Annotated in this window: 7 protein-coding genes; 6 read left to right on the top strand and 1 reads right to left on the bottom strand. The window is 71.9% G+C overall.

The genetic code is table 11. The features are described from left to right. The first annotated feature begins 197 nt into the window (after positions 1–197). From PV682_RS43640 to PV682_RS43620, 5 genes are all read left to right on the top strand, one after another. Positions 198–1,328: an SIS domain-containing protein gene (locus PV682_RS43640; protein ID WP_319738455.1), complete on the top strand. Its 1,131-nt coding sequence runs from the start codon at positions 198–200 to the stop codon at positions 1,326–1,328. A gap of 40 nt (positions 1,329–1,368) precedes the next feature. After that, positions 1,369–2,520, top strand: a complete 1,152-nt coding sequence (manA, locus tag PV682_RS43635; RefSeq protein ID WP_319738453.1) for a mannose-6-phosphate isomerase, class I — start codon at positions 1,369–1,371, stop codon at positions 2,518–2,520. Positions 2,521–2,642: 122 nt separating this feature from the next. Then, positions 2,643–3,623 (top strand): cation diffusion facilitator family transporter, encoded by a 981-nt coding sequence (locus PV682_RS43630; protein ID WP_319738451.1) that lies wholly within the window; start codon positions 2,643–2,645, stop codon positions 3,621–3,623. 824 nt (positions 3,624–4,447) lie between these two features. Further along, positions 4,448–5,890 carry an adenosylhomocysteinase gene (ahcY, locus tag PV682_RS43625; RefSeq protein WP_055719497.1) on the top strand — a complete coding sequence of 481 codons (1,443 nt, stop codon included), beginning with the start codon at positions 4,448–4,450 and terminating at the stop codon, positions 5,888–5,890. Positions 5,891–6,039: 149 nt separating this feature from the next. Next, entirely contained in the window at positions 6,040–6,654 is a 615-nt protein-coding gene (locus PV682_RS43620) for a hypothetical protein (protein WP_319738448.1), read from the top strand. Positions 6,655–6,658: 4 nt separating this feature from the next. Here the strand turns inward: PV682_RS43620 and PV682_RS43615 are convergent, their stop codons facing one another. Continuing rightward, entirely contained in the window at positions 6,659–7,609 is a 951-nt protein-coding gene (locus PV682_RS43615; protein WP_319738446.1) for an RDD family protein, read from the bottom strand. Between the two features lie 129 nt (positions 7,610–7,738). Between PV682_RS43615 and PV682_RS43610 the strand changes: the two genes are divergently transcribed. Then, on the top strand, positions 7,739–8,746 hold the full coding sequence (locus PV682_RS43610; protein WP_319738444.1) for a stage II sporulation protein M: 1,008 nt from the start codon (positions 7,739–7,741) through the stop codon (positions 8,744–8,746). Positions 8,747–9,220 lie beyond the last annotated feature (474 nt).

Raw genomic sequence — 9,220 nt, 5'->3', positions numbered from 1 at the left:
CCCCGCACCCACTCCACCCCCCTGCCGTAGCTGCGGGCAGTCGTGCCGCTAGGGGCGGCACGGGTGGGCGCAGCGGCACCCCGCAAGCGCGGGCAAGCGCCAACGCCCCCACCCCAGCCACCCACCGACCCGCACCCGAACCCCCGGCCCGAATCCACCCGCACGCGCGGACACCCCCCGGCGATCGGAGACCCGCCATGCTCGACGAATCACTCCTCGACACGCCGGAGGCCCTCGCCGAGGCCGACCGCCGAGCCCTCCTGCGCGGCGCGGCAGAGGCAGGCGCACGAGTCCGCACGGCAACGAGGCTCACGGCAGAAGCCGGCGTACGGGACCTGAAACCGGACGGCCGCCCCCGAGGCATCCTGATCGCCGGCCCCGGCGCGGCAGCGACCTGCGTGGCCGACCTCCTCGCCACCCTCGCGGGCGCGTCCTGCCCGGTCACCCGCCTCGCCCCCACCGGCGTGGCCCCCGCCGCCGGAGCCCTCCGCTGGGACCTCCCGGGCTGGGCGGGCTCGGTGGACCTCCTCCTGATCGCCACCCCGGACGGCACGGAACCGGGCCTGGTGCTCCTCGCGGAACAGGCGTACCGGCGCGGCTGCACGGTCGTATCGGTCGCCCCCGCCCGCACCCCCCTCGCGGAGGCGACAGGCGCCTCGCACAGCCTGTTCCTGCCCCTGGCGACGGCCCCGTACGACGCGGAGGCGCAACCGCTCACGGCGTCGGCCCCCGGCGTCCTGTGGGCGCTCCTGACCCCCCTCCTGGCCCTCCTGGACCGCATCGGCCTGACCACGGCCCCGCCGGAGACCCTGGAGCAGATCGCCGACCGCCTCGACCACGTCGCGGAACGCTGCGGCCCGGCGGTCGCGACGTACAGCAACCCGGCGAAGACCCTCGCGGGCGAACTCGCGGACGCGCTCCCGGTGATCTGGACGGAGGGCGTCTCCGCGGGCCCGGCGGGCCGCCGCTTCGCCGCCGCCCTGGCCGAACTCGCCGGCCGCCCCGCCCTGGTCGCGGAACTCCCGGAGGCCCTCGCCGCGCACAGCGCCCTCCTCGCGGGCCCACTGGCGGCCGGCGCCGACCCGGACGACTTCTTCCGCGACCGCGTCGACGACCCGCCCGCGCTGCACGCGCGCGTGGTGCTCCTCCGGGACCGCCCCAGCGGCGGCCTCAGCGCCGCCCCCGCAGCCCGTGACCTGGCCCTCGGCCACGACACGCCGATCAGCGAACTCGACCCCGAAGAGGGCACCGAACTGGAGACCCTGGCCGAACTGATCGCCATCACGGATTTCGCCGCCGTTTACCTCGCGCTGGCCGCCGGGGCCTGATCCTGTTCCCGGCCCGCACCTTCACGCAAGAGAGAACCGTATGGACCGCCTCGACAACACCGTCCGCCCCTACGCCTGGGGTTCCACCACCGCGATCCCGCACCTCCTCGGCGTGGAGCCGACCGGCGAACCCCAGGCGGAGATGTGGATGGGCGCCCACCCCGGCGCCCCCTCGCGCACCGCGCGCGGGACCCTCGTCGAGGTCATCGACGCGCACCCGCGCGAGGAACTCGGTGAGGCGGCCGTCACCAAGTTCGGCCCCCGCCTGCCGTTCCTCCTCAAACTCCTCGCGGCCGGCGCCCCCCTCTCCCTCCAGGTGCACCCGAACCTCCAGCAGGCGAAGGAGGGTTACGGCGACGAGGAGGCCCGCGGCGTCCCCGTCGACGCCCCGCACCGCAACTACAAGGACGCCAACCACAAGCCCGAACTCATCTGCGCGCTCACCGAGTTCGACGGCCTGTGCGGCTTCCGAGCCCCCGAGGAGTCCGCCACCCTCCTGGAGGGCCTCGGCGTCGACTCCCTCAAGCCGTACGCCGACCTCCTGCGCGCGCACCCCGAGGACGCGGCCCTGCGCGAGGTCCTCACGGCCGTCCTGAGCGCCGACCGCGCGGAGATGACCCGCACGGTCACCGAGGCGACCGCCGCCTGCGAACGCCTCGGCGGCGCCTACGCGCCGTACGCCGAGATCGCCCGCCACTACCCCGGCGACCCCGGCGTCATCGCCGCGATGCTCCTCAACCACGTACGGCTCCAGCCCGGCGAGGCCCTGTTCCTCGGCGCGGGCATCCCGCACGCGTACCTCAGCGGCCTGGGCGTCGAGATCATGGCCAACTCGGACAACGTCCTGCGCTGCGGGCTGACCCCCAAGCACGTCGACGTCCCCGAACTCCTGCGCGTCGTCCGCTTCGAGGCGACCGGCCCCGGCGTCCTGCGCCCCGAGGCGTCCCCGGACGGCGAGGAGGTCTACGACACCCCGATCGACGAGTTCCGCCTCTCCCGGTACGTCCTGCCCGAGGGCACGTCCGTCCACGACCTCACCCGCCAGGCCCCGCAGATCCTGCTCTGCACGGCCGGAAGCGTCCGCGCCGGGGAGCACGACCTCGCGCCGGGCCAGTCCGTGTTCGTCGCCGCCGGCGAGAAGGCCCAGGTGAGCGGTGCGGGCACGCTGTTCAGGGCCACCGTGGTCGTCTGATCCGATCATCGGACCGGGGCTGTGGACAACTCCCGCACCACGGCCCCGGGATGCTGTAACAATGGCCCACCGGCAAAGGCCCGGCAAAGCGCTGTACGGAGACGAAGGGATCGGGCGAGCACATGAGCGCGTCAGGCGGCACCAAGGCGATCGTGGCGGCACTCGGCGCCAACCTCGCGATCGCGGTATCGAAGTTCGTGGCGTTCGCCTTCAGCGGCTCCTCGTCCATGCTCGCCGAAGGCGTGCACTCCCTCGCCGACTCGGGCAACCAGGCGCTGCTCCTCGTCGGCGGCAAGAAGGCCCAGCGCGAGGCGACCCCGCAGCACCCCTTCGGGTACGGCCGCGAGCGCTACATCTACGCCTTCCTCGTCTCCATCGTGCTCTTCTCCATCGGCGGCATGTTCGCGATCTACGAGGGCTACGAGAAGATCAGGCACCCGCACGAACTGGAGCACTGGTACTGGCCGGTGGGCGTCCTGGTCTTCGCGATCATCGCCGAGGGCTTCTCCTTCCGGACGGCCATCAAGGAGTCCAACGAACTGCGCGGCAAGCTCTCCTGGAAGGAGTTCGTCCGCCGCGCCAAGGCGCCCGAGCTGCCCGTCGTCCTCCTGGAGGACTTCGGCGCCCTCGTCGGCCTGATCCTCGCCCTCTGCGGCGTCGGCCTCGCGCTTGCCACGGGCGACGGCGTCTGGGACGGCATCGGCACGCTCTGCATCGGCATCCTCCTCGTCCTCATCGCCCTCGTCCTCGCCGCCGAGACGAAGTCCCTGCTCCTCGGCGAGTCCGCGGGTCTGGAGGAGGTCAAGAAGATCGAGGCCGCGATCGTCGACGGCGACACGGTGACCCGCGTCATCCACATGCGCACCCTCCACCTCGGCCCCGAGGAACTCCTCGTCGCCGCCAAGGTCGCCGTCCAGCACGACGACACCGCCACCGAGGTCGCCACCGCCATCAACGCCGCCGAGTCCCGCATCCGCGAGGCCGTGCCGATCGCCCGCGTCATCTACCTCGAACCGGACATCTACAGCGAGACGGAGGCCGCCAAGGGCCCGGACCCGGAGGCGGCTCCGGGGGGCCCGACGCTCACACCGACGGACCACTGACGGGGCTCACACCCGGGGGCTCCGCCAGGGCGGGGGCCGACAGGACCAGCGGCCGACAGGGCGGTGGGCCCGGCTCAGGGGCGTTACGACGGGTGCGGGGCGGTTCCCGCCTCACGACGGCGCGGTACGGCTACCGCCTTGCGACGGGCGCAGCGCGGCTCACGCCCGGTAGGCATCCCGTGAGCCGTGAGCCGTGAGCCGTGAGCCGTGAGCCCGCGCGGCCCCGCCGTCCCCGGCTCGGCCCGGCGCGTGGCCCTGTGCCCGGTCAGCGCCCGGCTCCGCCTCCGCCGTGGAGATCCGCCGTACGGTGCCCCGAGGGTCGGCGCCCGGCCCCGCCTCCGCCGCGGGGTGCCCCGACGGGCGGTACCCCGCACCCCGGCCCACCCCCAGCACCCCGTACGGCGACTCACGACGCAACCCCGGCGCGGTGCCATCCGGTCCGATCTCCGGGACGGCCTTTTCCAGCACACCGCGACGGCCCGCCCCCGCCCGCAACACCCCAGGTGAAGCCGCGAACCCGCCCCCACCACCACCCCCGTGCACCCCTCGGGATCGGCTCGAACCTGTCGGACGCGGGCTGGGCCGTCCCGGGTGGCCGGTGTAGCTTTGGGGCGGAGTCAGACGTCGCTGCTGATGGCGGTCGGGCGGTCCCCAGCGGACCGGCCGAGGGAGAGAGGGCCTCCGACGGACTGCGCTGCGCGTACGCGGGCTCGCCTGCCCGTGCCCCCGCAGGACCACGCGTCCCGCGGGCGCACCCCTGTGTCCGCCGCCGCGCAGACCAGCCGTGTCCACCTCTCGCCCAGACATCGAGGAGCAGCAGTTCCATGACCCAGGACTTCAAGGTCGCCGACCTCTCCCTGGCCGACTTCGGCCGCAAGGAGATCACCCTCGCCGAGCACGAGATGCCGGGCCTGATGGCGATCCGCAAGGAGTACGCCGAGTCCCAGCCCCTCGCCGGCGCCCGCGTCACCGGCTCCCTGCACATGACCGTGCAGACCGCCGTCCTGATCGAGACGCTCGTCGCCCTCGGCGCGCGCGTCCGCTGGGCCTCCTGCAACATCTTCTCCACCCAGGACCACGCCGCCGCGGCCATCGCCGTCGGCCCGAACGGCACGGTCGACAACCCCCAGGGCGTCCCGGTCTTCGCTTGGAAGGGCGAGACTCTGGAGGAGTACTGGTGGTGCACCGAGCAGGCGCTGACCTGGGCGGACAGCCCCACCGGCGGCCCGAACATGATCCTCGACGACGGCGGTGACGCCACCCTCCTCGTCCACAAGGGCGTCGAGTACGAGAAGGACGGCAAGGTCCCTGCCGTCGACACCGCCGAGTCCGACGAGCACCGCGTCATCCTCGAACTCCTGCACCGCACGATCTCCGAGGGCTCCCAGAAGTGGACCCAGCTCGCCTCGGAGATCCGCGGCGTCACCGAGGAGACCACCACCGGCGTCCACCGCCTGTACGAGATGCAGCGCGACGGCGTCCTCCTCTTCCCGGCGATCAACGTCAACGACGCCGTCACCAAGTCGAAGTTCGACAACAAGTACGGCTGCCGCCACTCCCTGATCGACGGCATCAACCGCGCCACCGACGTCCTCATCGGCGGCAAGACCGCCGTCGTCTGCGGCTACGGCGACGTCGGCAAGGGCTGCGCCGAGTCCCTGCGCGGCCAGGGCGCCCGCGTCATCGTCACCGAGATCGACCCCATCTGCGCGCTCCAGGCCGCGATGGACGGCTACCAGGTCACGACCCTCGACGAGGTCGTCGACAAGGCCGACATCTTCATTACCACGACCGGCAACAAGGACATCATCATGGCCTCCGACATGGCCAAGATGAAGCACCAGGCCATCGTCGGGAACATCGGCCACTTCGACAACGAGATCGACATGGCCGGCCTCGCGAAGATCCCCGGCATCGTCAAGGACGAGGTCAAGCCCCAGGTCCACACCTGGACCTTCGAGGACGGCAAGGTCCTCATCGTCCTGTCCGAGGGCCGCCTGCTGAACCTCGGCAACGCGACCGGCCACCCGTCCTTCGTGATGTCCAACTCCTTCGCGGACCAGACCCTGGCCCAGATCGAGCTGTTCGCCAAGCAGGAGGAGTACCCGGTCGGCGTCTACACGCTGCCCAAGCACCTCGACGAGAAGGTCGCCCGCCTCCACCTCGACGCCCTCGGCGTCAAGCTGACGACCCTGCGCCCCGAGCAGGCCTCGTACATCGGCGTAGAGGTCGACGGCCCGTACAAGCCGGACCACTACCGCTACTGACCCGGCGGCACCGGGTCCCCGACCCGCGCCGAACCGGCGGTACTCCAGAGGCAGGCCCCCGCACCCCCGTGCCGGGGGCCTGCCCCTTTCGGCCCGGCCGGGACCGCCCCCCGACGACCCGACCAGCTCTGTCACGACCCAGGACCCCCATGCCCCGCGGCCGCTACTCGCTCCACGACCCGCACGACCACACCCCCCTCGGCGAGGAGTACTTCCAGTGCGCCCCCGGCCCCTCCGGCTGGCGGTACGTCGCCCAGCGGACCACCCCCGCCGGCGACCACAGCGGCTCCGTCGACCTCGCCCTCGACGACCTCGGCCGCCCCATCCGCCTCGAACTCCACGCGGCCGGCTGGCAGGTCCGCGCCGCAGCCCTGGACGGCGTCACCTGGGTCCGCACCGACCCCACCGGCGCCGAGGCCACCGAGGGCAACGCCCCCGCCCACGCCTTCACCGGCACCTCCCCGGCCTTCCTCGTCGCCACCGCCCGCCTCCTGCGCCTCACGCCCTCCCCTTCCGCGACCCGCGTCCGCCTCGTCTCCTTCACCGACCCGGTCCTCGCCCCCCGCACGACCGACCAGTCCTGGGCCTTGGTGAACAGCGAAGCACACGCCACTGACAACGCCCCCCTGACCGTGGACGAATACCAGGTCACAGCCCTGGACACCGGCGAACTCCACACCGTCCACATCGCCGGCGACGTCGTCCTCGCGGCCCCCGGCATCGAACTGGAGGACCTCGCCTCACCCCCGTCGACGTTCACCTGAACCGTCAGGCAGGCGGCACGAACCCGGTCGAGGGCCGCTCGGCAGGCGGCTGCTGAGGCTGCTGGGGCACCTGCTGCTCCGGCTGCTTCTGAGGGGCCGGCTGAGCCTGTCGCGGCTCCTGGTACGCCCGAGGCGCCTGCGCCCCGTAAGAAACCCCTCCAGCGCCCCCGTACACGTCGTACGGCGAACCCGCCGCACCCGTCGTACCCGTCGGGAACGCCCGGCGAGCCTCCCGCGCCTGACGCTCCTGTGCCACCGCCGCGAGGTACGCCCCCGGCGTCATCCCCTCCGGCACGGGCGCGCCCGTACGCGCGACCAGATCGTTCGCGAGGCGCTCCGCCATCCTCCAGCCGACCTGGGGATCCAACTGGTGCGCGCGCCCGAGGTACTGCCGTATCGCCAGCCACAGCGCGTCGGGTACGGCGGACAGGTCCAGCTCGGCGAAACGGCCCGCCAGCGCGGGCGGGGGAGGCGCGAGGAAGCCGCCCCGCGCGACGGGTATCCGCTCCCGCACCACCAGGGTCCCCGCGAACACGTCCCCGAGCCGCCTCCCGCGCGCGGACACCAGCGAGGCGATGACGGCCACGGTCCCACCCGTCGCCAGGATCTCGACCACCCCGATCGCCCCGCGCACGAGCGCGTGCCGGAACCGGATCGGCCCTCCGTCGTCCCGCACCACCCGCAGTCCGAACGCCAGCTTCCCCAGCGACCGCCCATGGCTCAGCGTCTCGACCGCGATCGGCACCCCCACCAGCACCAGCAGGAACGACGCGATCGACAGCGCGGTCTGCGCGGCCTCGTCCAGGGAGGCCGTGGTCGCGATCAGGACGACGGACACGACGATGTAGAGCACAACGGCCACGACGAGGTCCAGGAGGACGGCCAGCGCCCTGCTGGGCAGCCTCGCGGGCCGTAGCTCCAACGCCACGGCCTCGCCCGTCACCAGCTCGCTCACGCTCGCGCCCCTTCCCTGGTCTGCCCGGTGAACAGCAAGTCTGCCAAGCTGAAGGTACTTCGCGCCCCAGTGCGACAAGCTGACTTCACCGACCGGTAGCCGACGAACAGCCGAGGAGCACGCACACCGATGGACCTCGACGTCTTCGTCTCCGCCCACCGCGCGGAGTGGGACCGCCTCGACGCCCTCCTCAGCCGCCGCAGCCGCCTCACCGGGGCGGAGGCCGACGAACTCGTCGCCCTCTACCAGCGCACGGCCACCCACCTCTCCCTGATCCAGTCCAGCGCCCCCGACCCGCAGCTCACCGGACGGCTCAGCCAACTCGTCGCCCGCGCGCGCAGTGCCGTGACAGGAACCCGCCGCGCCTCCTGGAGAGACGTCACCCGCTTCCTCACCCAGGGGTTCCCGGCGGCCGTCTACCGCGCGCGCCACTGGTGGGTCCCGACGGCACTCCTGTCGACGGCCGTGGGAGCCCTCCTCGGCTGGTGGATCGGCACCCACCCGGAGGTGCGGTCGAGCATCGCCGCCCCCAGCCAGCTGCGCGAACTCACCCGCCCCGGCGGCGAGTACGAGACCTACTACTCCAGCCACCCGGCGGCCTCCTTCGCCGCCCAGGTGTGGACGAACAACGCCCAGGCCGCCGCGTTGTGCCTGGTCCTGGGTATCTTCCTGGGCCTGCCGGTCCTCTGGATCCTCTTCCAGAACATGCTCAACCTGGGCGTCGGCTTCGGCCTCATGTCCTCCGCCGGCCGCCTCGACACCTTCCTCGGCCTCGTCCTCCCGCACGGCCTCCTCGAACTGACCGCCGTCTTCGTCGCCGCGGGCACCGGCCTGCGCCTCGGCTGGACCGTCATCGACCCCGGCCCACGCACCCGCCGCACAGCCCTCGCGGAAGAAGGCCGCGCCGCCGTCGGCATGGCCATCGGCCTGGCCCTGGTGCTCTTTGTCTCCGGCGCCATCGAGGGCTTCGTGACCCCGTCCGGCCTGCCCACGTGGGCCCGCATCACCATCGGCATCGCCGCCGAGACGGCCTTCCTCGTGTACGTCTGGGTCCTCGGCGGACGTGCTGTCCGAGCCGGGGAGACGGGGGACGTGGAGGCCGCCGAGCGCAGCGCCCGTGTCCCTATGGCCGCCTGATGTGCAAACAGGCTTGCCGAGCTGTTAGTCTCCTCTTCGCCCCACAGGAACCGTTGACACGGGTCCTACAGGGCGGTAGATTCGAACAGTTGCCTAGAACTGGATCTGATACGGTTGGCAGTGAGTTAGTATCTACAACGCCTCCCGGAACTTCGATTCCAACCAGAGGCACTCCCCGATGAATTCGGAAAAGAACGGCCGGTCAGACCGGCCCGGAACTTCTGATAAAGTCGGAAACGCCGAAAGGGAAACGCCCGAAGCGAAAGCGGAGAGCGAGAACCGGAAAGCACCGAGGAAATCGGATCGGAAAAAGATCTGATAGAGTCGGAGACGCAAGACCGAAGGGAAAAGCCCGGAGGAAAGCCTGAGAGAGTGTCTCGGGTGAGTACAAAGGAAGCGTCCGTTCCTTGAGAACTCAACAGCGTGCCAAAAATCAACGCCAGATTAGTTGATACCCCGTCCCCGGCCTTCGGT

Origin of the sequence: Streptomyces niveiscabiei (assembly GCF_033794345.1) — a bacterium.
Taxonomy (GTDB): domain Bacteria; phylum Actinomycetota; class Actinomycetes; order Streptomycetales; family Streptomycetaceae; genus Streptomyces; species Streptomyces niveiscabiei.
The sequence above is the reverse complement of the archived record's forward strand: the minus strand, read 5'-3'. Positions and strand labels throughout refer to the sequence as shown.

Bases quoted from the DNA above. Each gene is read 5' to 3' on its own strand.
- ahcY (WP_055719497.1), top strand. From the start codon at position 4,448: ATGACCCAGGACTTCAAGGTCGCCGACCTCTCCCTGGCCGACTTCGGC.
- PV682_RS43630 (WP_319738451.1), top strand. From the start codon at position 2,643: ATGAGCGCGTCAGGCGGCACCAAGGCGATCGTGGCGGCACTCGGCGCC.
- manA (WP_319738453.1), top strand. From the start codon at position 1,369: ATGGACCGCCTCGACAACACCGTCCGCCCCTACGCCTGGGGTTCCACC.
- PV682_RS43610 (WP_319738444.1), top strand. From the start codon at position 7,739: ATGGACCTCGACGTCTTCGTCTCCGCCCACCGCGCGGAGTGGGACCGC.
- PV682_RS43620 (WP_319738448.1), top strand. From the start codon at position 6,040: ATGCCCCGCGGCCGCTACTCGCTCCACGACCCGCACGACCACACCCCC.
- PV682_RS43640 (WP_319738455.1), top strand. From the start codon at position 198: ATGCTCGACGAATCACTCCTCGACACGCCGGAGGCCCTCGCCGAGGCC.